The sequence below is a fragment of the Streptomyces sp. NPDC002623 genome, assembly GCF_053592635.1.
In genome coordinates, this window is sequence record NZ_JBSFWB010000039.1 from 45,306 (window position 1) to 70,245 (window position 24,940).

General features: G+C 70.4%; 16 protein-coding genes and 3 pseudogenes. 6 read left to right on the top strand and 13 right to left on the bottom strand.

Annotation, left to right across the window (positions count from 1 at the left end; all coding sequences use genetic code 11):
- Positions 1 to 10: 10 nt before the first annotated feature.
- Positions 11 to 1,039: a zinc-dependent alcohol dehydrogenase gene (locus ACWD4O_RS41065; protein WP_451288151.1), complete on the bottom strand. Its 1,029-nt coding sequence runs from the start codon at positions 1,037 to 1,039 to the stop codon at positions 11 to 13.
- Positions 1,032 to 1,463 (bottom strand): tautomerase family protein, encoded by a 432-nt coding sequence (locus ACWD4O_RS41070; RefSeq protein WP_451288152.1) that lies wholly within the window; start codon positions 1,461 to 1,463, stop codon positions 1,032 to 1,034. The genes ACWD4O_RS41065 and ACWD4O_RS41070 overlap by 8 nt, the downstream gene beginning before the upstream one ends.
- A 101-nt stretch (positions 1,464 to 1,564) precedes the next feature.
- On the opposite strand from ACWD4O_RS41070, the gene ACWD4O_RS41075 reads away from it, so the two are divergent.
- Positions 1,565 to 2,155: a TetR/AcrR family transcriptional regulator gene (locus ACWD4O_RS41075; protein WP_451288153.1), complete on the top strand. Its 591-nt coding sequence runs from the start codon at positions 1,565 to 1,567 to the stop codon at positions 2,153 to 2,155.
- A gap of 19 nt (positions 2,156 to 2,174) precedes the next feature.
- On the opposite strand, the gene ACWD4O_RS41080 is transcribed toward ACWD4O_RS41075, so the two are convergent.
- The 6 genes from ACWD4O_RS41080 to ACWD4O_RS41105 all read right to left on the bottom strand — a co-directional run bounded on the left by ACWD4O_RS41080 (position 2,175) and on the right by ACWD4O_RS41105 (position 8,459).
- Complete coding sequence (locus ACWD4O_RS41080) at positions 2,175 to 2,651, bottom strand: tautomerase family protein (RefSeq protein WP_451288154.1); 477 nt, start codon at positions 2,649 to 2,651, stop codon at positions 2,175 to 2,177.
- A 245-nt stretch (positions 2,652 to 2,896) separates the two neighbouring features.
- On the bottom strand, positions 2,897 to 3,544 hold the full coding sequence (locus ACWD4O_RS41085) for a response regulator (RefSeq protein WP_451288155.1): 648 nt from the start codon (positions 3,542 to 3,544) through the stop codon (positions 2,897 to 2,899).
- Positions 3,545 to 3,546: 2 nt separating this feature from the next.
- Positions 3,547 to 4,734 carry a sensor histidine kinase gene (locus tag ACWD4O_RS41090; RefSeq protein ID WP_451288156.1) on the bottom strand — a complete coding sequence of 396 codons (1,188 nt, stop codon included), beginning with the start codon at positions 4,732 to 4,734 and terminating at the stop codon, positions 3,547 to 3,549.
- Between the two features lie 50 nt (positions 4,735 to 4,784).
- Entirely contained in the window at positions 4,785 to 6,989 is a 2,205-nt protein-coding gene (locus tag ACWD4O_RS41095) for an MMPL family transporter (RefSeq protein ID WP_451288157.1), read from the bottom strand.
- A 367-nt stretch (positions 6,990 to 7,356) separates the two neighbouring features.
- Positions 7,357 to 7,719 (bottom strand): hypothetical protein, encoded by a 363-nt coding sequence (locus ACWD4O_RS41100; protein WP_451288158.1) that lies wholly within the window; start codon positions 7,717 to 7,719, stop codon positions 7,357 to 7,359.
- Positions 7,720 to 8,261: 542 nt separating this feature from the next.
- Positions 8,262 to 8,459, bottom strand: coding sequence for a hypothetical protein (locus ACWD4O_RS41105; protein ID WP_451288159.1), 198 nt, complete (start codon positions 8,457 to 8,459; stop codon positions 8,262 to 8,264).
- Positions 8,460 to 8,586: 127 nt separating this feature from the next.
- Between ACWD4O_RS41105 and ACWD4O_RS41110 the strand changes: the two genes are divergently transcribed.
- Positions 8,587 to 9,036: a hypothetical protein gene (locus tag ACWD4O_RS41110; RefSeq protein ID WP_451288160.1), complete on the top strand. Its 450-nt coding sequence runs from the start codon at positions 8,587 to 8,589 to the stop codon at positions 9,034 to 9,036.
- 106 nt (positions 9,037 to 9,142) lie between these two features.
- On the opposite strand, the gene ACWD4O_RS41115 is transcribed toward ACWD4O_RS41110, so the two are convergent.
- Positions 9,143 to 10,042 (bottom strand): helix-turn-helix transcriptional regulator, encoded by a 900-nt coding sequence (locus ACWD4O_RS41115; RefSeq protein ID WP_451288161.1) that lies wholly within the window; start codon positions 10,040 to 10,042, stop codon positions 9,143 to 9,145.
- A gap of 195 nt (positions 10,043 to 10,237) precedes the next feature.
- Between ACWD4O_RS41115 and ACWD4O_RS41120 the strand changes: the two genes are divergently transcribed.
- Complete coding sequence (locus tag ACWD4O_RS41120) at positions 10,238 to 11,089, top strand: oxidoreductase (protein WP_451288162.1); 852 nt, start codon at positions 10,238 to 10,240, stop codon at positions 11,087 to 11,089.
- Between the two features lie 225 nt (positions 11,090 to 11,314).
- On the opposite strand, the gene ACWD4O_RS41125 is transcribed toward ACWD4O_RS41120, so the two are convergent.
- A complete protein-coding gene (locus ACWD4O_RS41125; RefSeq protein ID WP_451288163.1) occupies positions 11,315 to 12,301 on the bottom strand; it encodes a LacI family DNA-binding transcriptional regulator in 987 nt (328 codons plus the stop codon).
- Positions 12,302 to 12,748: 447 nt separating this feature from the next.
- Here ACWD4O_RS41125 and ACWD4O_RS41130 point away from each other — a divergent pair.
- A pseudogene (locus tag ACWD4O_RS41130) lies at positions 12,749 to 14,361 on the top strand (amidohydrolase).
- A 164-nt stretch (positions 14,362 to 14,525) separates the two neighbouring features.
- Here the strand turns inward: ACWD4O_RS41130 and ACWD4O_RS41135 are convergent.
- Positions 14,526 to 18,323, bottom strand: a complete 3,798-nt coding sequence (locus ACWD4O_RS41135) for an nSTAND1 domain-containing NTPase (protein ID WP_451288164.1) — start codon at positions 18,321 to 18,323, stop codon at positions 14,526 to 14,528.
- Positions 18,324 to 18,657: 334 nt separating this feature from the next.
- Here ACWD4O_RS41135 and ACWD4O_RS41140 point away from each other — a divergent pair, with 334 nt between their 5' ends.
- Both ACWD4O_RS41140 and ACWD4O_RS41145 read left to right on the top strand, forming a co-directional pair.
- On the top strand, positions 18,658 to 22,068 hold the full coding sequence (locus ACWD4O_RS41140; RefSeq protein ID WP_451288165.1) for a S8 family serine peptidase: 3,411 nt from the start codon (positions 18,658 to 18,660) through the stop codon (positions 22,066 to 22,068).
- Positions 22,069 to 22,391: 323 nt separating this feature from the next.
- A complete protein-coding gene (locus ACWD4O_RS41145) occupies positions 22,392 to 23,372 on the top strand; it encodes a ribosome-inactivating family protein (RefSeq protein ID WP_451288166.1) in 981 nt (326 codons plus the stop codon).
- A 327-nt stretch (positions 23,373 to 23,699) separates the two neighbouring features.
- Here the strand turns inward: ACWD4O_RS41145 and ACWD4O_RS41150 are convergent.
- Both ACWD4O_RS41150 and ACWD4O_RS41155 read right to left on the bottom strand, forming a co-directional pair.
- Positions 23,700 to 23,951 (bottom strand): annotated as a pseudogene (locus ACWD4O_RS41150) (ABC transporter); the annotation flags it as partial.
- Between the two features lie 494 nt (positions 23,952 to 24,445).
- Positions 24,446 to 24,940, bottom strand: a pseudogene (locus ACWD4O_RS41155) (MBL fold metallo-hydrolase); the annotation flags it as partial.

Sequence of the window (24,940 nt, forward strand, 5' to 3'; positions counted from 1 at the left end):
TGGTGTGGGGTCAGCCTGCGTTGAGGGACGGGTTGTTGTCGCGGACGAAGACGGGCTTGAGGTGCTTCTCCGGCAGTGCGTCCGGGAGTTGTTCCCAGTCGAAGACGTGGGAGACGACGCGGGCCGGGTCGACCTTGCCGGAGGCGGCGAGTTCGAGGGCGTCGGGGATGTGGTTGCGGACGTTGTCGCGGGCGATGCGCAGGGTGACGCCGGTGAGGTACATGTCGAGCAGGGGCAGCTCGCCGGGGCGGAAGTGGTTGCCGGCGGATTCGCAGATGCCTTCCGGGGCAAGGGACTTGACGGCGAGGGCGAGCTGGTCGACGCGGCCGGTGGCCTCGACGGCGATGTCGAAGCCGTGCCGGACCGGTTCGAGCGTCTCGGCGGTGGCGGCACCGTAGCCCCGGGCGAGCCGGCGGTGTTCGGGGTCGGGATCGACGTAGAGGACGTCGGAGGCGCCGAGTGCGCGGGCGATGTCGCAGACGTAGAGGCCGATGCTGCCGCGGGCGACGACCAGGACGCGGGCACCGGGCTTGTTCCTGAGGTGCGGGGCGACCAGGCGCCAGGACAGGGACCAGTTGTCGCTGGCCGAGGCCATGGCGACCGGGTCGAGGCCGGCGGGCAGGGGTACGAGCATGGCGTCCGCGTACGGGACGCGGACCAGGTCGGAGAACAGGCCGCCCCAACTCCCGCCGAGCGGTGCGCCGTACATGGCCATGTGCGGTACGGCGGTGCAGTGGGCGGTGAGTCCGGCGCGGCAGTGGTCGCAGCCGCCGCAGTTGACGGACCAGGGGACCACCACCAGGTCACCCGGGGTCACGGTAGTGACGGCGTCGCCGGTCTCGACGACCCGGGCCACGCATTCGTGGCCGAGGGCGAAGGGCGGGTCGATGAAGCCCCGGCCGGCCAGGATCATGGAGTCGACGTCGCAGGAGGTCGCGGCGACCGGGGCGACGATCGCCTCCTGGTCAGCCTGGAGCTTGGGGTCGGGCGCCTCGCGCCACTCGACGGCGTTCCGGGCGACGTAGGTCAGTTCACGCATCGGCCTGCTGTCCCTTCGCCAGGGCGACGAGGTCGGCGTAGCGGATGACGGAGCCGCCGGCGCCCCAGGTGCCGTCGGGCTGCTCGTGCACCAGCACCCACACGCGCAGAGCGTCGGCGGGGGAGAGCCCGGCCGCGTCGAGCACGGTCGTGGTGGCGTCCTCGACCAGGCCGGCCTTGCGCCGCTCGGACAGGGCGCCCTGCGGAACGGTGACGTCCACGAGGAAGCGGGGCGTGTCGTCCTCGGCGGTGGTCTGTGCGCCTTCCGGGAGCTCGACGAGGTAGCTCCACGCCTGGGCGCGGAAGAACGCGGTGTCGGGTGCCCCTTCCCAGCGCAGCAGAACGGCGGCCAGGTCGCGTTGGACGGTCTTGCGGCCCTCCTCGGTGAGGGAACCGGGCGGGACGGTGAGCCGGATCATCGGCATGAGGAAGTCTCCTTCCAGCGGGTACACGGTCTATAACGATCGTTATAGCCTGAGGCCACGCTAGACTATGACGAGCGTTATATCCAGATGGGAGTACGGTCTTGGCCAAATCCAGCACGCCGTCACGTGAGCGCATCGTGGCCGGTGCGGCCGACCTGATCAGCAGGCGCGGCCTGAACGCCGCGAGTATCCGGAACCTCGCCAAACACGCCGGGGCACCGCTCGGCTCGACCTATCACTACTTCCCCGAGGGCAAGCAGCAACTGGCCACCGAGGCGGTGCGGTACGCGGGCGGGGCGGTCGCCCGCATCCTGCGCAAGGAACTGGACGCGGGCCCGGTCGCCGGACTGCGCGCCTTCCTGGCCCTGTGGCGCGGCATCGTCGTCGAGAGCGACTTCCGGGCCGGCTGCCCCGTACTCGCCGTCTCCGTCGAGGAACCGCCGGCCGACGAGATCCCGCCGGCGCTCACCGCCGCCGCGGAGGCGTTCGAGGGCTGGGAGAGGCTGCTCGACCAGGCGCTACGGGACCGGGGCGCCGACCCCGAGCAGGCCGCGGGGCTCGCCGCCCTCATCGTGGCCTCCGTCGAGGGCGCCACCGCCATGTGCCGCGCCAAGCGCAGCGTGCGGCCCCTGGATCAGATCGCGCAGCAGCTCGAAACTCTTGTCGTCGGTGCGCTCGACGGACCGGCCTGACGGTGAGGGGCCTCCGGGCTCAGGCGTCGATCGCCGCGCGGATCGCCTTGATCTTCGCCTCGGTGAACACGCCGCTGGCCAAGAGGGTGAGGATGGACAGGACGCCGCCGCTGGAGCCCCAACTGCCTTCGTCGATGACCCGGAAGTTGACCCACCAGGCCGGTGACGGTTCAGGCAGTCCGCAGGCCTCGGCAAGGGCGGCGAGGATGCGTTCGATGACCTCGGCCCGGACCTCTCGGCGCCAGTCCCCGTCCATGACCGCCACGTCGATCACCATGACGTCCAGTCCCGCTCCGGAGTCTGTCAGCAGACGGCCCCCGATGGCCATCATGTCCGGCTCGCGTTCCACGAAGTGCACCTGGAAGCCGGCTCGCGCGGCCGGCGCGAACTGGCCGACCTCGGGCACGAGCACCGCGTCCGTCAGCGTCTCGGCCAGCGTGCGGCGCTCCTCAAGGCTCAGGCGCCCCTTCGGGGTGTTCACGGTGATGACGGTCACGACTGCCTCCTATAACGATCGTTATAGAGTGACTGTACATCAGGATGGGCATAGAACGATTCAGCTACGTCACACAGGGTGAGAGCCCGCCCACCCGCGTACCGGTTCAGCCGGTGTTCGCGGTGAAGGCGGGAAGCGGAGACATCAGGGGTGCTACTCGCTGCTGGAGGTGATCGTCGGCCACGTGGTGCCCCTCCAGGGACGGCCAATTCCAGGAGATCAGTGCGGTCCAGTGCGCCCGGGCCTCAGGAGCGCGCAAGGAGTCCGCGTTCCAGGGCGACGACGACGGCGCGAGTGCGGTCGCTGACGTCGAGTTTCGCGAAGACCCGCAGCAGATGCGTCTTCACCGTGGCCTCCCCGATGACCAGGCGACGGCCGATCTCGGCATTGGACAGGCCGTCCGCGACCGCGCGCAGCACCTCCCGCTCGCGGGCGGTGAGCGCGACCGGCTCGGGGCGGCGCATCCGGGCCACCAGGCGTTCCGCGACCTTGGGCGCGAGAACCGTCTCACCGCGCGCCGCCGAGTGGATGGCGGCGGCGAGCTGCTCGCGGGTGGTGTCCTTGAGGAGGTAGCCGACGGCGCCGGCCTCCACGGCTCGTTCGATCTCGACGTCCGTGTCGTACGTGGTGAGGATCAGCACCCGGGTGGCCTCCGGCAGGGCGACGATCTCGGTGGTGGCGGCCACCCCGTCGAGCACCGGCATGCGCAGGTCGAGGAGGGCCACATCGGGGGCGAGCCGCTCCACGAGGCCGACGCCCTCGCGGCCGTCGCTCGCTTCGCCGACGATCTCTATCGTGGGCTCGTCGGCCAGCAGGGCGAGGACTCCGGCGCGCATCACGGCGTGGTCGTCGACCACGACCACACGGATCCGGTCGTACGCGGTGTCGGTCATGGTCAGTCCTGACTGTGCGTGGGAAGGCGGGCGAGGACACGGGTGCCGTCCCCGAGGGAGCTGGTGACGGAGAGTTCGCCGCCGAGTTCGGCCAGCCGTCGGCGCATTCCGTCGAGGCCGAAGCCATGGGACTCCTCGACGACGAAGCCGCGGCCGTCGTCGGTGATCTCCAGCTCGACAGCTCCCGCGAGTTCGGTGAGGACCACGCCGACGGTGGAGGCGCCGGAGTGTTTGCGCACGTTGGCGAGGGACTCCTGGGTGCAGCGCAGCAGGGCGACGCGGGTGCGCTGGTCCAGGTTCATGTCGGGCAGTTCGGCGGTGACGGTGAGGCCGGTGTCCTGGACGAAACGATTCAGGGTTCTGCGCAGGGTGGTGGCGAGCGAGCCGGGTGCGACGCCGCTCTCGGGGGCGGAGCCGACGAGCACCCGGGCCTCGGCCAGGTTCTCGCGCGCGGTCTGCTCGATGGAGGTGAGCTGCTCGGCGCAGCGTATGGGGTCGGTGACGGTGGCGGCGCGGGCGGCCTCCGCGAGCACCACGATGGAGGCGAAGCCCTGGGCGAGGGTGTCGTGGATCTCCCGGGCGAGCCGTTCGCGCTCTTCGGCCGCGCCCTGCCGCTGATATGCGGCCGCCAACTCCTCCTGGGTGACGGCCAGTTCGGTGGTCAGTTGTTCCTGCCGCTCGTTGCTCCGGCCGACGAAGCGGTGCACCCACAGCCCCAGCCCCATCCCGGCGAGGTAGGCGACGACGGTGAACACCGCGTTCCCGGTGAGGAATTGAGGGCTCCAGCCCTGGCCGAGCGTGCCGCCGAACACGGTGAGGGCCGCGCCGGCCCCGCTGAGGGCGATCGCGTCCCGCGGGGCGCGGGTGAAGAGCCAGAACTGCGGCAGGGACACCACGTAGAAGGCGGCCCCGCCGTCCAGGAGGTAGGCCGTCGCGCCCAGGACGAGGGCGAGGACGGCGAGGTAGGTACGGGGACGCAGGACGGGGTTGTCCGGTCGGGTGAGGACGATGGTGTGGCACAGCGCGATCAGGGCGAGCAGGCCGAGCAGCCAGTACCTCCGGGCCGGCGACGCGTCGAGCACGGCGACGGCCGGGGGCAGCAGACCGAACAGGATCCAGCCTGCTGAGTTCCAGCGGCGGATACGGTCCTGGGTGAGCCGGTCACCCGGCTGCTGCTGCCACTGACTCACGCTGATTCACCTCGTTCGTAAGGGAGTTGAGGGGCCGGCGGTCGAGTCGGTCAGCCTACCGATTCCAGGGGGCGGGGGGCCTGTTCGGTGGTGCGGCGGGCACGGCGCACTCCGCGGGAGGGCCACCAGTTGGCCTCGCCGAGCAGGAGCATCATCGACGGCAGGACCAGCATGCGGATGACGAAGGCGTCCAGGAGGACGGCGACCGCGAGGCTGACGCCGATCTGCTTCATCTCGATCAGGTGCAGGGCCGCGAAGCTGGCGAAGACCGTGACCATGACCACGGCGGCGCTGGTCACCACGCCCGCCGAGCTGCCGATGCCCTCGATCACGGCCTTGCGGGTCGGGACTCCGCGCAGGGCGGCCTCCCGGATCCGGCTGATCACGAAGACCTGGTAGTCCATCGACAGGCCGAACAGGATCACGAAGAGGAACAGCGGGACACGGGTGCCGATCGACCCGGTCGAGGTGAAGTCGACCAGGCCTTCGGCCCAGGTGTGCTGGAAGACCATGACGAGGACGCCGAGCGAGGCGGCGGCGGAGAGGAGGTTGAGGACGATGCCGACCAGGCCGAGGACCACGGAGCGGAACGCCCAGACGGTCATGGCGAAGGTCACCAGGAGCAGCGCCCCGATGATGAGCGGCAGCTTCTGTTCCTGGTGGGCCGGGTAGTCGGTGTAGCGGGCGACGTCACCGGTCACCGCGGTCTCGGCGCCCTTCACCTGGCCGACGGTCTCAGGGAGGTATGTGTCGCGGATGTCCTTGAGCGAGGACTGGGCCTTGTCGCTGCTGACGTAGTGCGGGACCTGTAGCTGGAGCATGCTGATCCGCTTGTCGGGCGACACGGTCAGCTGGGAGGTGCCGCTCAGGCGCGGGTCGTCCTTGACGTCGGCGGCGAGTTCGCGCAGGGCGGCGGTCACCTCGGGCGAACGGTCGGCGTCGGCGCGGACGACGACCTGGTGCATGGACTTCAGCTCCGGGTAGGCCGCGTTCAGCCGGTCGTAGACCTGCATGGCTTCGATGGACCGGGAGTGTGTCTCGCGGCCCATGTCGGTGAGCTTGAGGCCGAGGACCGGGGCGGCGAGGGCGAGCAGTCCGACGACGGTGACGGTGAGGGTGGCGACGGGGTGTTTGGCGACGGGGCGCAGCACCGCGGCGGTCAGGCGGCCGGGGCCGGTCTTGTGCGTCTTCTGCTTCTTCGGGGCGAGCCCGCGGGCCGCCCGGCGCGCGGCACGGCGCTCGGCACGCATGCCCAGCTTGGCGAGGAGGGCGGGAAGCACGGTCAGGGAGCTGACGACGGCGACGAGGGTGACGAGGATCGCGCCGGTGGCGATGGACGAGAAGATGACGTCGTCGGCGAGGTAGAGGGTGGCGCTGGAGACGGCCACCGCGAGGCCGGAGACGACGACGGCCCGGCCGGACGTGGCGGCGGCGAGTTCGACGACGGCCTGCGGGCTCAGCCTGCCGCCGGCGCGGGCCCGTTCCTCACGTTCGCGCTTGAGGTAGAAGAGCGTGTAGTCGACGCCGACCGCGAGGCCGATCAGCAGGATGACGTTGGTGCTGATGCCGTTGTCGGGGAAGACGTGCGAGGCCACCATCGTCAGGCCGACGGCCGCGGCGATCGAGGACAGGGCGAGCAGCAGCGGCACGAGGGCCATCGCCACAGAGCTGAAGACCAGCAGCAGGGTGATGAGGGTGACCGGCAGGGCGATCATCTCGGTGCGCGCGAGGTCGTCGCCGCGCAGCTTGTCGACGCCCTTGCTGATGGACGGCGATCCGGTCTCCTCGACGCGCAGCCCGGGGTTGGCCTTCTGCACGGCCGCGGTCTGCTCGATCAGCGGGTCGACGTGTTTCTTGCCCTCCAGCTCCGGGCCGTTCATGGTGACGGTGACCCGCACCGCCGTGTTGCCCGGGCTGCGTACCGGGTCGGCGACGGAGAGCACCTCGGGCAGCTTGGCCATCCGGGCGGCGATGTCGGCGGCGGCCGAGTCGGCCGCGGCGATGTCGAGCTTTCCGGTGCCCGGGTTCGCGGTGATCAGGACGTGTTCGACGGGGCGCTGCTGCAGCCCGCCCTCCGCGGCGATCGCCTCGCCGCGTCCGGCCTCTCCGATGCGGAAGTCCTCGGTGGTCGCCGCGTTGGTGCCCACAGAGATGCCGATGCCGAGGCACAGGACGACGAACACGAACCAGCCGACGATGCCCCGCCAGGGGTGGACGGCGCTCCAACGAGCCATGCGTACGGGAAGATTCTTCATGTCGTCCATGCTCTTCGTCGGGGGTGCGGTGCCGACAGCAGCGACCGGTTGAACTTGAGGTCCACCGACTGGTGGACCCCCGGACCCCCGTCCGGCTCAAGGGAAGCTGAGAGTGTGGAAGACCGTCACGTTTGTCTGGGAAGGTGACGTCTGGCGGGTAGTCATGTGTCCCAGCCGTCATCGGCTTTCCGTAGGTGTCGGCGATGCTGACACCCGCATCTCCGACGCTCGACCGGATGGACGTCAGAGAGTTCGGCCGCTCGTGTGGCTGGCTGTTGTCGGCCGTATGGCCGGTGACGTGGCTACTGAACTTGAACTCGTGATGTCGGCTGTGTCGCGGAGCCCGCTGGGCGCTGGTTGTTGGGGATCAAGAGCGTGTCTGCAACCAGTGACGCGCGGCGGCCAGGGTCACTTCGATGTCGTCGCTCCATGAACAGACTTCCAGCCACGACAGGTAGCCGCCCTGGGTGAAGACCAGGACCTCACCGGGACACTCGCCGGCTTCGGTGACCAGCTGCGCTTCGGCTGCCACTACCGTGCTGGGGCCGGTGGGCGCAGGTTCCACCTTGCTGGTGTCGAGCTCGAAGTAGGCGGTGCCACACCCGCATGTGCAGCGCGCTCGCACGCTGAGGTGCGGAACCTGCCCTTGGAGCGCGACATGAACCGGGGTGTCCCCGTTCAGGACTGCCGCAAGCACGTCGGCTACGTCGGCAGGCAGGTTCTCGTTCATCGCGGCACCGTATCTGACCAGCAATTCTAGACTCCGACCATGCAGGCTCCATCGCTGATCGGCCAGCCGGCGTGTCCACACTTCCAGCACCAGGCCGGTGCCAGCGAGGCAGCCATTGATGACCTCCGGTCGGTACTGCAGCATCTTGAGCTTGCGCCAACCGCGTCCTCGACATCCTGCACCGCACCCGCCAGCCGGGACTGCCCATGGTGCTCCTCTCCAATGCCCCGCACTTCCTGAGTGGCGTCCTTGACGCCCGCCCCGCCGGAGACCAGGACACCTTCGCCAGCCGCCACGTCGCGCACGGACGCCGGGGCTTCGGCACTGAGCACCGGCCCCATACCCCTACCCAGTCCCGGACTTCCTGCTGGCCGCCGCAGGTGACCCTCCCTGCGCCCTGTTTCCGTTGCTGAGGAGCACCACCGTATTTGTCCTTGCACGCCCAGCACTTCTTCACCGAACTCCTCGACCTACCCGTCCACGAACGACGCGTGATCGGCGACGCCTGCTACGCGGTGATCTCGCCCGACTCCCTGCTGCGCCTACGCATCGAATTCGCCCAGACCATCCGACACCGTGAGTACGGCGGACTGCGCCTGAGCATCCTCCACCCGGATCAAGGCGTCTTCGACAACGCGTACCTGCCCTTCGCCGACCACGGCACCTTCACCGTGCGGGACTCCCGCCTCGGCAGACAGCCCGGTCACGACGAGTACGGCGTCATACGGGACTGGCACCACGACGACACCTCACCCTGGATCGGCGCGGCACCTCACGCCCCTGAGCCATGCCATCCAGGACTACCTGAACGTATGGGCTCCCGGACTCGCCCCAACCGCTACGGCCGTCGCCGAACGGGATCGGTTGATGCCGCACGACACCGATCCTGCGCCGGCACGAGGATGCTGGCTCACCGACGCCGACTTCCTCACCCGCCTCCACCGCGCCACGCCGCTCTGGCTGGACATCGTCGACAGCGTCCTCGACGACGGCTTTCCCCTAGCTGAGGCCCTGACCGGGAACCGCGATCATGCCGCCCAACTGCTCGGCATCCCACCGGCATTCGGCCTCCTGATCGAAGCCGAGGCCGCGGCCCAGATCGTCCGGGCCGCCGGCCTGCCCGTCGGCTCACCTTTCGGCCCGACCCTCGCCGCCGGCCTCGACTACATCGCCGGCCTGCCCGCCGAACAGCAACAGCAACTCGTCAAGGCCGCAGTCCGCCGCTGTGCCTTCACCTCTCCCGTCTCCGCGAGCCTCCGGCGAGCCATCACCCCACCACGTTCCTCCAATCCGGCGCGGCCGAGCCGGGGACGGTGAGCTGCTCACCGTCCCCGGCACACGGAACTTGGCCCGCTGGGTCCGGATGAGCCGGTGTGGTGGACGCTGCGGCGCGCAGAACCGGCTGGACCGTACCCACGATCGTTCAGGTGCGGCTGGTGTCGGTGTGTTGAGTGGCACCGGGCGGCGCCGTGGGGGTGGCGGCGTTCCAACTGGCCAGCAGCTGCCAGGCGTCCTGGGAGGCCGAGTCCTGGGCGGGCAGATAGACGATGAGGGTCTGGTCGTCCTCGCCCGGCACGGTGAAGCCCTGGAAGTCGATGGTCAGCTCGCCGACCTGGGGGTGGCGCAGCCGCTTCTGACCGAAGGTGTGGGACAGCACCTGGTGGTCGGCCCACCAGCGGCGGAAGTGTTCGCTCTTCACGGCCAGCTCGCCGACGAGTTCGGCGGTGCGCTGGTCGTCGGGGTGCTGCCCGGCGTCCAGGCGCAGTGCGCCGGCCATCTCCGCGGCGATCCTGTCCCAGTCCACGTACAGATTGCGGGCGGCCTCGTCCAGGACGATCCAGCGGGTGAGGTTGCGTTCCTGGTAGGGCATCGCGTCGAAGTCCGCCAGCAGCACGCGAGCCAGGTGATTGGTGGCCAGGACGTCCGTGCGCCGTCCCAGGATGAACGCCGCCTGGTCCTGGAAGGACTCCAGGATCCGGTGCAGCCCCGGCCGCGCCTTCTGCACCGTCGGCGCCGCGCGGCGGCCCGTGAGCCCCTTCGGCCCGTTGAGTCGGACCAGGGCGAACAGGTGGGCACGTTCGGCGGCGTCCATGCGGAGTGCGGAGGCCACCGCCTCCAGGACTCCGGCCGAGGGGGTGATCGGCTTTCCCTGTTCCAGGCGCGTGTAGTAGTCGGTGCTCACTCCGGCCAGTTGGGCGATCTCCTCCCGCCGCAGGCCTGGCACCCGCCGGTAGGCACCGCGTTCGGGCAGGCCCGCCGACTCCGGACTGATGCGGGCCCGGCGGCTGCGCAGGAACTCACTGAGATCCACGTTGCGGGACATGTCGCCATTGTGCCGAACGCGGCACCGGCGCGTACGCCCGGAAGAGGGGTCGGTCCGTCCCAGGCAACGGCTTCCCTGGCAGATCAGGGCCAGACACCACCGCTCGCGGCCCGGTGCGGCGGTGATGTTCTGGACGAGGCGGGCTCCTGGCCCGCCATGCCCTCGATCCCTGCTGTGCCCAGGAGGCCCTTCCCGATGAAGACGATGAAGACTTGGTTCATCACCGGCTGCTCGACCGGCTTCGGTCGCCACCTCGCCCAGGCCGTGCTCGCGCTCGGCGACCGTGCCGTGGTCACCGCCCGCAACCCCGAACAGGTCAAGGACATCGTCGCCGGTCATGAGGACCACGCAGTGGCTCTGCCCCTCGATGTCACCGACCCCGGCCAGGTACGGGCTGCCGTGGCCGTCGCTCAGGAGCGGTTCGGGGGCATCGACGTACTCGTCAACAACGCCGGCATCGGCTACTTCGCCGCTGTCGAGGAAAGCACCGACGCCGAGATCCGCCGGATGTTCGAGATCAACTTCTTCGGTCTGTCGGACGTTACCCGGGCCGTTCTGCCCGGCATGCGCGAGCGTCGCACCGGCACCATCGTCAACTTCTCGTCCATCGGCGGTCTGCGGGCCTTCCCCGCCCTGGGCTACTACCACGCCACCAAGTTCGCCGTCGAAGGGCTGTCCGAAGCCCTCTGGCAGGAGGTCGAACCCCTTGGCCTGCGTGTCCTGCTCGTCGAGCCGGGCCCCTTCCGTACGGACTGGTCCGGCCGCTCAGCGGGCGAGATCCTGCCCGAGCACGAGATCGCCGACTACGCACCCGTCACGGGCGTCCAACGAGCCAGCCTTCGCGCGGGCACCGGCAAGGAGCCGGGCGATCCCGCCCGCGCCGCCACCGCCGTCATCACCGCGGTAGAAGCCGACAACCCGCCGCACCGGCTCCTGCTCGGCGGCCTCGCACACTTCCTCGCCCTCGACCAACTCGACCAGCTCCGCACCGAGTTCACTGCCTGGGAAGCACTCTCCCGCTCGGCCGACTTCCCCGACGGTGAGTGACGACCGCTCGCAGCACAGTGTTTCCCTGCCGGGCGCTACGCGCCGGTGTGCGCATTCGCTCATGCAGCGTCGCGCCGTGGGCGTTGATGGTCGCCGGTTCGGGATCGGCACCCCTCGCCTCTGCCCCGGTGCGATCGCACTGCTGTGGCACGACATCGACGGTCGCGAGGTGACCGTCCGAACACATCCCTGAAGGGCGGGAGCTGAGGGGCCAGGGCACTGTGATCACTCCCTGGCCAGGTCGGCATGGGTCGAATCCCGTACGGTCAGGCGATGGGGCACCGTGACCGGGGAGCGGGCCCCGGGTGACTCGATGGCGCCCACGAGCGTGGTGACCGCGGCCTCCATGGCGATCCCGGGACACAGACTCAGCGTCGTGACCGGCGGATCCGTGTCCGCGTAGGCGGGGTCCTCGCTCATGCACGCGACCAGGAGATCGCCTGGCACCCGCAGGCCGTGGTGCCGGGCTGCGGTGAGCAGTGAGCGGCCCGACAGGTTGTAGATGCCGTAGACGGCGTCCGGGCGGTCGGCACGCCCCAACAGGGTGTGTGCGGCGGTGTCGGAGCCCACTCCTGGGACGAGAGGCGCCGAGAGCGGTTCCTGGCCGTGCTCGGCACACCAGTCCTGGTAGGCATCGAGGCAGGTGCGGGAGTAGTGATCGGTGCTCGGTCCCGCGATCAGGGCGATCCTGCGGGCTCCTTGAGCCGCGAGGTGATCGAGGACCGAACGCACGGCGGCAATGTGGTCGTTGTCCACCCAGAAATCGCCGGGGCGGCCGTCCACCGGGCAGCCGTCGAAGACCAGGGGCGTCCCGGCCCGGCGCAGTGCGTCCGTGAGAGGGTCCTCCGCCGGCGCGTCGAGCAGGAGTACGCCGTCCAGGTCGAGTGCCTGCCCGATGTCCGGTGTGGACGGCAGCACGCTGAGAGCGTAGCCGTGGCGGTGGGCGACGGCCGTGGCAGCGGTGATGGCCTGTGCGTAGTAGGCCACGTCGACGAAGTTCCAGGCCACGTCCCGGTACGTGGTCACGGCGAGACCGAGAGTCCGGGTTAGAGCGCGCCCCTTCCGGAGCGGGTAGCCGAGCAGCGCGGCGATCTCCATCACCCGGCGGCGGGTCGAGTCGGTCATGCGGCCGGTGCCTTTGATGGCGTGCGAGACGGTCGCCGTCGACACCTCGGCCGTCCGCGCTATGTCCACGATTCTCACCGCATTCATGAGCCAAATATACGGATCCGATTGTTACGGCCGCGATTAACGACTGATTCCGTTTCCAAGTCGGACTTGTGGTTAACCACGTAACCAATGACCGTTTGAGCCAACAACTCCGGGCGACATCCTGGTGAAAGGACGGTCATGACCCAACGGACCAATCGCAGAACATTCCTCGTCGGCGCGGGCGCTGCGGCGGCGTCCGCCGCCCTTCCCCTCACGGCTGCCACGCCGGCGGCCGCCGCCATGCCGGCCCCCGGTCCCACGCGGCGTCGCTCGGCGGCGACGGTACTTCACAGCGGTGTGATTTTCACCGGGAGACACGATTGTCGCCCCTCACAGGCACTGGCCGTCGGCCGTGACGGCACCCTCCTGGCCGTCGGTTCCAACTCCGAGGTCCGCCGGTTCCTCGGCCGCGACACCGAGTCGATCGACCTCAAGGGCGGCTTCGTCATGCCAGGCCTGCATGACGGGCACGCCCATCCCGTCTCCGCGGGCCTTTCCCTGCACAAGGTCTCGCTCGGCGACGCCGAGCTGACGATCGCGCAGATCAAGGCCGTCATCACCTCCGCTCTCAAGGCGTCCACCGACCAGGAGCCCGACGGATGGCTCCAGATCGGCATGTGGAACTCCAGCGGCGTCCTGCCGGCCGGGACCGTCGTGACCAAGGCCGACCTGGACTCGCTCGACACCAAGCGGCCCATCTACGTCAAATCCGCGGACGGCCACAACGCCTGGGTCAACACCCGTGCCCTGGCGCTGGCGGGGATCACCAGGAGCACCCCGGACCCGGACGGCGGCACCATCGTGCGCGATGCCTCCGGCGATCCCACCGGCCTGCTGAAGGACACCGCCGGAAGCCTGGTCAGGGATGTCATCCCGGATCTCACCCTGGCTGAGCAGGTGGCGGCGGCGGGCGAGGCGTTCGCGATGCTGGCCGCCGCCGGGGTGACGTCGGTCATGGACGCTGCGACCGGAGACGACTCCGTCGCGCTGTACTCGGCCCTCACCACGGCGAAGAAGCTGAAGCTGCGCACGCGCCTGGCCTACCGCCTCTCCGCCGACCAGGCCAAGGACCCGCACGCCGCGCTCGCCACGCTCCGGGCCTTCCAGAAAGACCTGGCCGGCTCCGACCTGGTCACCACGGGTACCGCCAAGGTGTTCATGGACGGCGTCATGGAATACCCGGCGCACACCGCCGCGATGCTCGACCCCTACCTGGTCAACACCGGCACCGACGCTCACCCGCACTGGGTGCCGGGCACCGACCGCGGCAACCTCTACTTCGACCAGGACACCGTCACCGGCCTCGCCCTCGTACTGGACCCGGCCGGCTGGCAGATACACGCCCACGCCATCGGCGACCGCGCCGTACGCACGGCGCTCACCGCATACGAGGCGGCCTACCGCCATGGCGGACGACACCGCGACAACCGGCACACCCTGGCGCACGTCGAGTTGGTCGCCGCATCCGACATCCGCCGGATGGCCGCCGCCCGGGTTCTGGCCTGTCTCCAACTCCAGTGGGCGGAGTACGACTCGTACACCACCGACTCGCTGCTGCCGTATCTCGGCTCCAAGCGCCAGGCCCGCATCTACCCCGCCCGCACGATGGAGCGGGCCGGGTCCGCCTGACCGGCGGCACGGACTGGCCGATCGACGACTTCAACCCCTGGCGCCCGGTCGACCAGGCCATCACCCGCACCGGTCCGGACGGCACCCCCGCCTTCCACCCCGAGGAGGGCATCTCCCGGCTCAGCTCACTGCGCATGCACACCCTGAACAGCGCCTACCAGCTGCACCAGGAGCACCGCACCGGCACCCTCGAGGTCGGCAAGCAGGCCGACCTCGTCCACACCGACCGCGACCTGCTCAAGATCAAGGCAACGGAGATCCACGGCACCCAGTCCGAACTCACCATGATCGGCGGCGAGATCGTCCACGAGGCCAGTTCGGTCACGGCGGCGACGCGCAAGACGCACGCCTCGACCGCCGCGGCAAAGACGTTGCGTGCCACTGGTGCCCTATGCCGACCGAGCCACTCGCACGCGGCCTGCGGACACTGACCGGAGCTGTACACGAGCAAGTCGCCGGACAGGAAAGGGGGGTCCACCTCGGCCGGGGCAGCAGCGGCGGTGTTCCCGCACCGCCGCCCGCGCCAGGAACGGCAGATCGCGGTATCTGCCACCTACGCCTGGGGGGGGACGGGCACAGGTCGATCGGGAGACCCCTAGCCGCAGACAGGGCGGTAGGGCACGTCCGGCACGTACGCCTTCCAGTCGGCCCGTGTCAGGCCACCGGAGCCCATGCGTGTGCAGAGGCGCTTCACTGCTTGTTCCGGGGAGACGGGGTAGGTCGCCAGCGGGACGTGCGGACCGGAGACGTACAACGTGCCGCCGTCCCGGCTGAAGGCGACGGAACGGATCTCGTCGCCGGTCGTGGGGATCTCGCCGACCAGGAGCTGCTGAGCGCCGGTGTCCCAGAGTTGTACGGTGCCGCTCGTGTGCCCCGCGGCGAGGGTGCTGCCGTCGGGGGCGAAGGCGAGTGCGACCACTGCCTGACCGTTGCCCTGGAACGTGTTGTCCGAACCGCCGGTCAGCGTGCCCGTGCGATGACGGACGTCTCCGTCCCACAGGACGACGCGGCCCGTCGAATCGCCGACGGCGAGGCGGGAACCGTCGGGGCTGAATGCCAGGGCGGTGACGTTTCTGCCGTCGGCCAGCGCGCGGCCCGTGATGGGGCCCGATGGCAGCGCGGCGGACTGCTCCTCGGATGTGGCCGCCAGACGTCCGTCGGGCCGTACGGCGAGCGCGTCGCCCGCGAGGCCCGGGAGGGTTCCCGCCGCGCGGGCCCGGGCACCGCCGGTGTCCCAGATCCGGGCGATCGTGCGGTCGCCCTCGATGCGGGAGACGAGCAGCGTGCGTCCGTGCGGGCCGAGGGCGAGCCCGGACACCGGGTGGTCGTCTGCATTGCCGGGCGGCTCGACGGTGAGGCGGACCCGGTGGCTTCTTACGTCCCAGACGGTGAAGCGCTGCCGCGAGCCGCCCGGCGACGTGTCGGCGACGGCGAGGTCGATGCCGTCCGGGCTGAAGGTGAGCAGCGGTGTGCTGTCGTCGCTCACTGTGGTGAGCGGACCGAGCTCGCGGCGGGCGAGGGTGGCGCCTGTTCGGGTGGAGCGCAGTTCGAGGCGGTAGCGGTAGCGGGAGCCGGTCCGGGTCAGCGAGGCGAGTGTGGTGCCGTCCGGGCTGAGTGCGGCTGTGTCGGATGTGGTGCTCTGCCAGCGCGGCGAGAGGTTGGTGGTCAGGTCGTAGGTGTGGGCGGTGGCGCCGTCGAGATAACGCAGCAGCCGGTCCTTGCCCAGGTCCCAGGACAGGTCCTGGATCTCGGTGTCGGCGGGTGCCCGGTGGAAGACCTGGACGCCGTTGTCCGTCAGACGCCACACCGAAAGACCGTCGTCGTCGGCACTGGCCAGGAACTCTCCGTCCGGGGAGAAGGCGGCCTGGTTGAAGCCTGTGTCGCCGAGACTGGAGAGGTCGGCAACCTGGCGTCCGCTGGGGATGTCCCAGACACGCAATGCGGTGCCGGAGACGGCCGCCAGCCGCTTGCCGTCCGGGCTGAGACGGACGGTGAAGGTGCCGGCGTCGGCGCCTGTTCCGGTGCCGCAGACGTTCTTGCCCGCCTGCTCCCAGGTGCCGGGCAGGCGCTTGTCGCGCGTCGTGTCCCACACCTGGAGGGGGCCGTCGGCAGGGCACAGGGCGAGCAGCCGGCCGTCCGCCCCGAGGTCGGCGCTCGCCAGGTTCGCCGACGGGTTCGTCTCGAAGAGGACCTTGCCGTCGGTAAGGCGACGCAGCTGGACGGCACCGGGGCCGAGCGTCGGCTCGACGAGATAGCCCTTGCTGTCCGCCGTGTACCCCAACAGGGCTGTGCCGTTGGGAAGTTCGCCCACGGGCTTCCCGGCCGCCAGATCCCACACCTGGTCATCGTCCGTGCCGGCGAGGTCCACGGTGCGGGCGTCCGGGCTCACGGAGGAGACGTTCGTGCCGTCCGGCAGCCGGTAGGTGGCGGTCCTGTCATGACCGGTCACGTTCCAGACGCTCACGCGACGTCCTGCCACGCTGACCAGGGCCCGGCCGCCACCGACGAGGAACCGCTGGGCGTCCTTGCCGGTCTGCGGGTCGGTGAAGGCGTCCTGTTCCGGCTGGGCCAGGGCGCTGAGCAGGGCAGCGCGGGACTCGGTCAGGTGGGCGAGCTTCCAGGCTGCGACGCCGAGCAGCGCGGCCTTGCGGGGGTCCGTCGCGCGCAGACCTTCGGCCATGGCTGCGACGCGGCGGGCAGCGGCCTTGGCGGCCTCCCGGTCACTCTCCCGGCTCTGCTGCCAGGCGAACAAGCCGGCAGCCAGGGCGAGCGCGAGGAACGCGGACAGTGCGGCGGTCAGGTTCCGCGTTTTCCGCGCCGCACGGACCTTGGCCTCCGCGTCGGCGGCGCGAGCGGTCAGGGAGGCGGCGAGGAAGGAACGCTCCGGGCGGGTGAGGTCGTCATCCTGGGAAGCGACGGTGCCCAGAGGAGTCGTAACAGCGAAAAGCTCCTCGGCGCGGGCGAGCCGCGTCCCCCGGTACAGGGCCCCGGGGTCGCACTGCAGCCGCTCCCAAGAGCGGGCGGCCTCGCCGAGCAGCCGCTGTTCGCGCAGCCGCTCGCGGTTCTCTTCGATCCAGCCCGCCAACCGGGGCCAGCCCGTGATCAGCGCCTCGTGAGCCAGCTCGACGGTGCCATCGTTCAGTGCGATGAGGCGGGCTGCGGCGAGCCGTTCGACGACCAGAGACACGTCCTCGCCGGTTCCCAGCTCCGCCCGTTCCGCCGGGCGTCGGGTGTCGGCGGTGCCTCCCCCACTCTCGGCTTCGCTCGAGCGGGGGGACCCCCATCCGGGCGTGATCAGCCGCAGGAGGACGCGGCGGGCGGTGCGGGCCTGCGCCGGGGACAGCTCGGCGTACAGCCGCTCGGCGGTGGCGGCGATCGCGCCGCGCACGCCGCCGGCCTCCTCGTACGCGGCGACGGTCAGCGTCCGGCCCCGTCGGCGCCGCCAGGTCTCAAGGAGCGCGTGCGAGACCATGGGCAGCGCGCCGGGGCGATCGGTGACCTCATCGATGACTCGGGCGGTCAGCGCCCGTTCTACATTCAGGCCCACTGCCGTCGCCGGCCCGGTGATCACTTCCTTCAGTTCGTCCCGGCCCATCGGCCCGACCAGCAGGTGGGCTCGGCTCACCGCCTCCGCCAGTTCACGCCGCTGCGCGCAGTGGCCGTAGAAGTCGCCCCGCACCGCGACGACCACCCGCAGTCGGCTCCCCGGTTCGCGGGCGGCGAGCAGCAGGTCGAGGAAGCGGTCCCGCTCCGCGCGGTCCCGGCACAGGGTGAACAGCTCCTCGAACTGGTCGACGAGCACCCACGTGTTCAGCTCGCCGTCCTTGGGAGTGAGCGCGTCCGCGTGGGCGTGCGCGGGCTGCTCGCCCGGGGTCAGTACCCGGATCACCGCCGGGCGGTCGGTGCCGGTCGCCGTGCGCAGGGCCGGGATCAGCCCCGCTCGCAGCAGTGAGGACTTGCCGCTGCCGGACGGGCCCGACACTGCCGTGAAACGGTGTTCGTGCGCCAACTCCAGCAACTGCGCGACCAGTGCGTCCCGGCCGAAGAACAGATCGCTGTCGTGCGGCTCGAAGCGTGCAAGGCCGCGGTACGGAGGTGCGGCGTCCCCGGTGTGTGCCGCGGCCTCCCGGGCGGCTTCGTCGGCCTCGCGCCAGCGTCCCTCCCACTCCTGCGCGTCGGCATCGAGTGCCTCCGCGTACGCCCGTACGACCGCGAGCGTCGGCAGTTGCTCCCCGGCCGCCGCCTGTGACAGGGCGCTCGCCGAATAGGGCACGCGCTGGGCCATCGTCCGATAGGCCGGCTTCCCCGCCTTCTCGCGGAGCGTGCGCAGGTCCTGCGCGAGCTGCTGCACGGGACCGGCGTCCGGGTCCAGCGGTTTCTCACGTCGTCCCACCTGGCGGGCCCTTTCACCACTCATGTCCATGAAGAGGGTCGGCGGCCAAGTTACGTTTCCGCCCGAATCCGGTGCAATCAGCTCCGACCCGCACTCCTCGTGAATTGTTCAGAGCCCCCGACCTCCTACTGACCAATACGCGGGAGCCCAAGACTCGCTCTCAGCCCGGTGACATCCCCCCGTCACCGCACCCCCAACGCGGCCCCAGGCCCAGTCCCCCCTTGACCTGGGGCCGCCCCGCGCGCATCTGGCGCGCGGCGCCGTTCGGCACCGACTCGGGGAAGAGAGAGCTCCTTTGCGCAGCAAGCACAGACTGAAGAAGCGCGGCCGGAACGTGACGTACGGAACAGCCGCTCTGCTCGCGGTGGCCGGGCTCACCGCCACCGCCGCCCTCACCGTCGCGGCCCCGGCGAGTGTGGCCGCCGTCTCGCCGAGCCGTCTGGCCGGGGCCGCCGCCCGCGTCACCCTGATCACCGGCGACACCGTCGGCGTGGACGCCGCGGGCCGGGTCGTCGGCATCGACCGGGGGAAGGGCCGCGCGGACATCCCCGTCTCGGTGCGCCGGTTCGCGGGCCACACGTACGCCGTCCCCGCCGACGCCGGGCCGCTGCTGGCGAGCGGTCGGCTCGATCAGCGGCTGTTCGACGTCACCCGGCTCATCGCGGACGGCTACGACGACGCGCACCGCAAGACGCTGCCGCTGATCGTCGCCTACAAGGGCTCCGCGACGGACAGCGCCAAGCAGGCGCTGCGCTCGGCGGACGCCGACGTGCAGCGCGAACTGCCCGCGGTGCACGGAGAGTCGGTGACCGCCGACAAGCCGGACGCCACGACCGTGTGGGACGCGCTGACCCGCCCGGCCGGCGAGGGCGACGCGGTGACCACGGAGCACGGTGTCGACCGGGTCTGGCTGGACGCCAGGGTCCAGGCCCCGCAAGCGCAGGACGCCGACCCCGACCCGACGCAGGGCACCGCCCAGATCCACGCGCCGGCCGCTTGGAAGGCCGGGTACGACGGCAAGGGAGTCAAGGTCGCTGTCCTGGACAGCGGCATCGACGCCACGCACCCGGACGTGAAGAACGCCATCGCGGCCACGAAGGACTTCAGCGGCTCGGGCAGCACCGACGACACGATGGGCCACGGCACCCATGTCGCCTCCACCATCGCCGGATCCGGTGCCCGCAGCGGCGGCCGGTACAAGGGAGTCGCGCCCGGCGCAAAGCTGCTGATCGGCAAGGTGTTCAGCAAGGGCGGCACCCAGGAGTCCTGGCTGATCTCCGCCATGCAGTGGGCTTCAGGGCAGGGCGCCAAGGTGGTCAACATGAGCCTCGGTTCCACCGACTCGGCGGGAGCCGATCCGTTGGAGAAGGCCGTGAACGACCTGTCGGCCTCCGCCGGGACGCTGTTCGTCATCGCCGCCGGCAACGAGGGCCCCGACGACAACACCCTCGACTCGCCGGGCGCGGCCTCCGCCGCGCTCACCGTCGCCGCCGTCGACGGCAAGGACCGGCTGACCGACTTCTCCAGCCGTGGCCCGAGCGCCGACGGCACCCTCAAGCCGGACATCTCCGCCCCCGGCCTGGACATCATCGCCGCCAAGGCGGCCCACGGCACCGAGGGCGACCCGTCCGGCACCGCCGGATACGTCCGCATGAGCGGTACGTCGATGGCGACTCCGCACACCGTCGGGGCGGCCGCCATCCTTGCCCAGGAACACCCGACCTGGAGCGGGCAGCGCCTCAAGGCGGCCCTGATGGACTCCACCGTGCCGCTGAACGGCACGTATTCGGTCTACGCGCAGGGCGCGGGCCGGGTCGACGCGTCCCGCGCCGTCACCCAGACGTTGATCACCGACGAGCCGTCGCTCGACTTCGGCCTCCAGAAGTGGCCGCACACCGACGACATGCCGGTCGCCAAGACCCTGACCTACCGCAACACCGGCACCACACCCGTCACCCTGAGCCTGTCCGCCGGAGCGACCGGCCCTGACGGAAGGGCGGCCCCGGCAGGCATGTTCACCCTGTCGGCGAGCACCGTCACGGTCGCCGTGAACGGCACCGCGCAGGTCACCGTCACCGCCGACACCCGCGTCGGAACCGTGGACGGCGACTTCTCCGGAATCGTCACCGCGACTCCGGCCATGGGCGAGAGCGTGCGCACCGCCTTCGGAATCATCCGCGAGAAGGAGTCGTACAACCTGACGCTGAAGTTCACCGGCCGCGACGGCAAGCCCGTCACCCCCGGCCTCGCGCTCGTCGGCGGCCTGGACAACGGCAGGCAGTGGTCCTTCGGCAACCTCGGCGACGGAACGGTCAAGGACGGCAAGGTCACCATCCGGGTGCCCAGGGGCCGCTACGTCGTCGACGCGCAGATCAGGAGCCGCGTGAACGGCTCCGACGACACGACCCAGCTGGTCTCCCCGGGCCTCCTCGTGGACCAGGCCACCACGCTGTCCCTGGACGCCCGCACCGGCAAGCCCATCGACGTCACCGCCCCGGACGCCCGCGCCCGGCTGACCGACGGCCGGGTCGCCTACGGCGCCCACGGCGCCAAGTCGGCCTACGACTACTCGGGCGTCGTACTCCTGGGCACCTCAAGCGGCTACGACCACGTCTACCTCGCCCAGGCCGGACCGGCCGTGCCCGCCGCGGACTTCGTCGCCCAGGTCGGCGGCGTCTGGCAGCACGGCGGCACCGGCCCGCTGTACGACCTCGTCACCACTCGCAAAGGTTCCTTCTTCACCGGCTTGAACCGCACCTTCACCACCCGCGGCCTCGCCAAGGTCGTCACGGCGATCGGCTCCACCACCAAGGGCAGCGAGGCGCGGCCGAACGCCGGCTGGACCACGCCGGGGTGGCCGGACGTGTCGGGTCTCGTGGGCGGCCCCATGGGCAACACGCGCAAGGTGCCTGCCGTGGCCGTCGTGCACTATGTCTCCACGGACGCCGGCCTGCGCTGGAGCCTGGGCGTGAACATCGACAACGACACGTACCCCAACCTGGCCTTCCTGAGCCCGCTCGCCTCCCGCCGCTTCGAGCCCGGGCGCACCTACCGGGAGACGTACAACACCGGCGTCTTCGCCCCCGTCACCACCACGTCCAACGGCCTCGGCACCCCGGGCGCCTCGCACAGCGGCACGTCGTACGCGATCTGTATCCCGCTGCTCTCCGACGGCGCGGGCCACGCGAACGGCGGTGCAGCCGACTGGCATGTCCGACTCACCGCCGACGGCACTACCCTCTCCGACCAGCGGAACGACCCCTGCAACCTGGGCGTGCAGGACGGACTGCCGGCGAAGAAGGCCTCCTACCGGCTCAGCATCGACGCCACCCGCCCCGCGAAGGACTTCAGCGTCGGAACCAGGGCCTCGGCGGTCTGGACGTTCACCGCGGACCACGTCCCCGGTACCGAGCTCGCGCACTTCCCGCTGTCGGTGGTCCGCTTCACCCCGAAGCTGAGCCTGACCAGCACGGCGAAGGCCGGTGCCCGCCTCACGGTGCCGATCGGCATCCAGGGCCCGGCGGCGGATAAGGGCGCGGTCAAGTCCCTTGCCGTACAGGTGTCGTACGACGGCGGGCGCACCTGGAAGCACGTCACCGTGACCACCGGCGCGAACGGCAAACGCTCCCTGACCCTGACCAACCCGGCCAAGGCCGGCACGGTGAGCTTCAAGGCCACGCTGACCGATACCAAGGGCAACACGGTGACCGAGACGCTCTGGAACGGCTACCGCACGGTCCGATAGGGGTACGGCACAAGGCCCCATGGGACATGGGCCCATCTCTTCCGGAGATCGGCCCCGACAGGAGAGAGCACCGGCGCTCCGGGACGACCGAACCCGGGAACACCACGCGGCGCAGCTCTCCCGGTGGCCTGAGGCAGGCCTCAGCCTGCCTCCGCGCTCGCTCACCGACCACCCACAGACGTCCGTGCCCCGGCCCCTGGCCGTCCGGCACGGCCGCCCCGCCCAAATGTCCTGCCCCCAGAGCTGCGGCCAGGACTGCACGGCGCGTCCGACGGTGCCGCACCAGCGGCATCAGCGCCTTCTCCCAAGGAACGGAAACCCCCATGTCCAACCGAATGATCCACCGTGTCGGCATCCCGGCGGTCCTCTCGACCGCACTGGTCGGCGCGGTCATGCTGCAAGGCGTGTCGCCGGTCCCGACCACCTCCTCGGCGGCCACCGCTCACTCCGCCACGAAGTCCGTCCACCTCGGGGCGCACGACATCGATCTGGCGGCCTACGCGCAGCTCAGCTGGGACGTGTCCTCGGGTTCGAGCGGCTGGGCCGCGTTCATCAACTCCATCCGGACGGAGGCGCGCAACGCGTCCAACCCGGCCACCAGCGCTGCATCCAGCGGGGGCACCGTCGACATCACCAACAAGGCCGCGGACGCCAACTTCGTCGACATCGCCATCAACTACGGCGGCGAGAACACAGTCCACTTCATGATGCGGCTCAGCGACTACTACATCGTCTCCTACTACTTCATAGACGAGCACACGGACAGGACCTACTACTATCCGCTGGCCTCGGGGGACCTCCCGGCCACGCCCAGCGGCTGGGTCTACCGCAACCGGTTCCAGGGCCACGAGAACTACAACACCCTCGCCTCCGACGGCCAGACCTCGCTGACCAACGTGACCATCGGCCCCAACGCGGTCGAGGCCTCCCTGATCCAGCTGCGGGACACCGCCGGGAGCGCGAGCACCGCCGACATGTCCCGCGCACTCCTGCGGATGATCCTCACCGTCGCGGAGCCTGCCCGCTTCAGGCCGCTGGCCACCCGTTTCGCGTCGGTCTACCAGAACTTCACGACGACCACTCTGACCGCGAACGAGGTCAACCTGATCCGCAACTGGCAGAACGTCAGCTCCGTCTTCGTCCAGCACTGGTACGGCAGCAGCGAGGGACAGGGCACGGACTCCGACACGAGCAGTATCGAGCTGCCCGGCTACGGCCTCATCAACAACGCCCCCAAGGCCGCCGCACTGTTGCTGACGGCCCTGGCCCTGAACTTCCCCACCTACTACAAGGACGAACTGTGACCCCCACCGACGACAATGTGGTCTGACATACGGCCCCGTTGACCGGGCCGCAAGCAGCAGGCACAGGCGCTCGGCCGCGGTTTCCCGGCCGAGCGCCTGGCACGATTCACTCCGCATCGGCGGCCGACGGCCTTCAGACGCAGCAGTTTTCGCCGGTCACGTGATAGACCTCGCTGGTCTCGGGGTTGTGGCGACTTGCTGCCGCCGATCCGTCCGCGCACTGACTGGGTTTCCTCCTTGCGGTCCACCGCCCCGCTGGACGGACCCCATCCTGGTACCTCGGGGATCAGCCGTCCGGAGTGGCTTCCGACTTCCTGAGCCCATTGCTCAAGCGGGCTGCGGAGTCAGGCGCTTGTGGCCCTTGCGGTCGTAGTACGCGGTCATCGCGAAGCCGAAGAGCAGGGCGATGGCCGCGCCGCTCGCGATCATGATCCAGGCGCGGGTGAGGCCGGCGTCGCCGCGTGCGTCGAAGTAGAGGATCGCGCGGACGCCGTCGCTGAGCTGGCGCATGCGCTCAGCAGGGCGAGCAGCCCGGTGAGGACCGTGGGCATCAGCCACAGCTTGGGGTGGCGCAGCAGAGTACTGGCGCGTGCCTTGGCCCGGTGCCCAACGTGGTGCTGTTGGTGATCGGGTTGCGGCTGAGCCCGACCAGGACCAGCTTCCCGGAACGGCCGAGCGCGGACAGCGCCTGCTCGCGTACGGCGTTCACACTGCAGAAGTCGAAGGCGATCTCACGCCCGCAGCCCCGCTGGCCGCGCGGACCTTGTCCACGAAGGCTCCGTCGACCGGGTCGAGGGCGAGGGGGTCCGCTCCGCAGGCCAGGGCGCGTTCGGGGGCGGTTGGGGGGAGGGGTCCACGGCGATGATCGGACAGGCGTCCACGGCCCGCCCCAGCAGTGCTCCGAGCTCGCCCGAGATCAGGTGCGCGTCGGACAGGTACTCGCCTGCTGCCTCTACTTTGGCCAGGATCTCTCTCGATCCGAGGACGGGCCGGGCAACTTCGTTCACCCGCAGCTCACGGCTCGAGAAGTGCAGTCGTGCCGCCCGCATGGTCGTCATGCCGTCATCGCCTCGCTACGCGCTCGCGCGGGCCTTCTCGTACAGGACGGGGTCATGAGCATTGACGATCGTGAGGTCGGGGTCAGCGTGCCGATACAGCTCGGCGAGGCGGGCGTGGTTGTCGCGGACCTTCTTCGGGTCGAACCCGACGACGGTCTCCATGCCGCGCAGGGAGGCGGGGACGGGGGAGCGGCCGTCGAGGGTGCCGTGGTGGTAGAAGGCGTCACCGGCGTGCAGGATCCAGCGCGTACCGGTGTCGACCGCCACGGCGGCGTGGCCGCGGGTGTGGCCGGGGAGCGCGATCAGGACGATGCCGGGCGCGATCGTGTCGAGTTCCCTGGCCGCGGCGAACCCGCGCCACTGCTCGCCGTCGGGTCGGTGTTCGACGAGCTTCGGGCCGTGCGCCCACTGCGCTGAGCTGTAGCGGATCCGCTCCCGCCAGGTGGGGGAGTGGACGGCTCCGCGCGCCTCGTCCGCGGTGAGGTGGACCTGGGCGTGGGGGAAGTCGGA

Bases quoted from the DNA above. Each gene is read 5' to 3' on its own strand.
- ACWD4O_RS41065 (WP_451288151.1), bottom strand. From the start codon at position 1,039: ATGCGTGAACTGACCTACGTCGCCCGGAACGCCGTCGAGTGGCGCGAG.
- ACWD4O_RS41070 (WP_451288152.1), bottom strand. From the start codon at position 1,463: ATGCCGATGATCCGGCTCACCGTCCCGCCCGGTTCCCTCACCGAGGAG.
- ACWD4O_RS41085 (WP_451288155.1), bottom strand. From the start codon at position 3,544: ATGACCGACACCGCGTACGACCGGATCCGTGTGGTCGTGGTCGACGAC.
- ACWD4O_RS41095 (WP_451288157.1), bottom strand. From the start codon at position 6,989: ATGAAGAATCTTCCCGTACGCATGGCTCGTTGGAGCGCCGTCCACCCC.
- ACWD4O_RS41100 (WP_451288158.1), bottom strand. From the start codon at position 7,719: ATGAACGAGAACCTGCCTGCCGACGTAGCCGACGTGCTTGCGGCAGTC.
- ACWD4O_RS41110 (WP_451288160.1), top strand. From the start codon at position 8,587: ATGCCGCACGACACCGATCCTGCGCCGGCACGAGGATGCTGGCTCACC.
- ACWD4O_RS41115 (WP_451288161.1), bottom strand. From the start codon at position 10,042: ATGTCCCGCAACGTGGATCTCAGTGAGTTCCTGCGCAGCCGCCGGGCC.
- ACWD4O_RS41120 (WP_451288162.1), top strand. From the start codon at position 10,238: ATGAAGACGATGAAGACTTGGTTCATCACCGGCTGCTCGACCGGCTTC.
- ACWD4O_RS41125 (WP_451288163.1), bottom strand. From the start codon at position 12,301: ATGAATGCGGTGAGAATCGTGGACATAGCGCGGACGGCCGAGGTGTCG.
- ACWD4O_RS41145 (WP_451288166.1), top strand. From the start codon at position 22,392: ATGTCCAACCGAATGATCCACCGTGTCGGCATCCCGGCGGTCCTCTCG.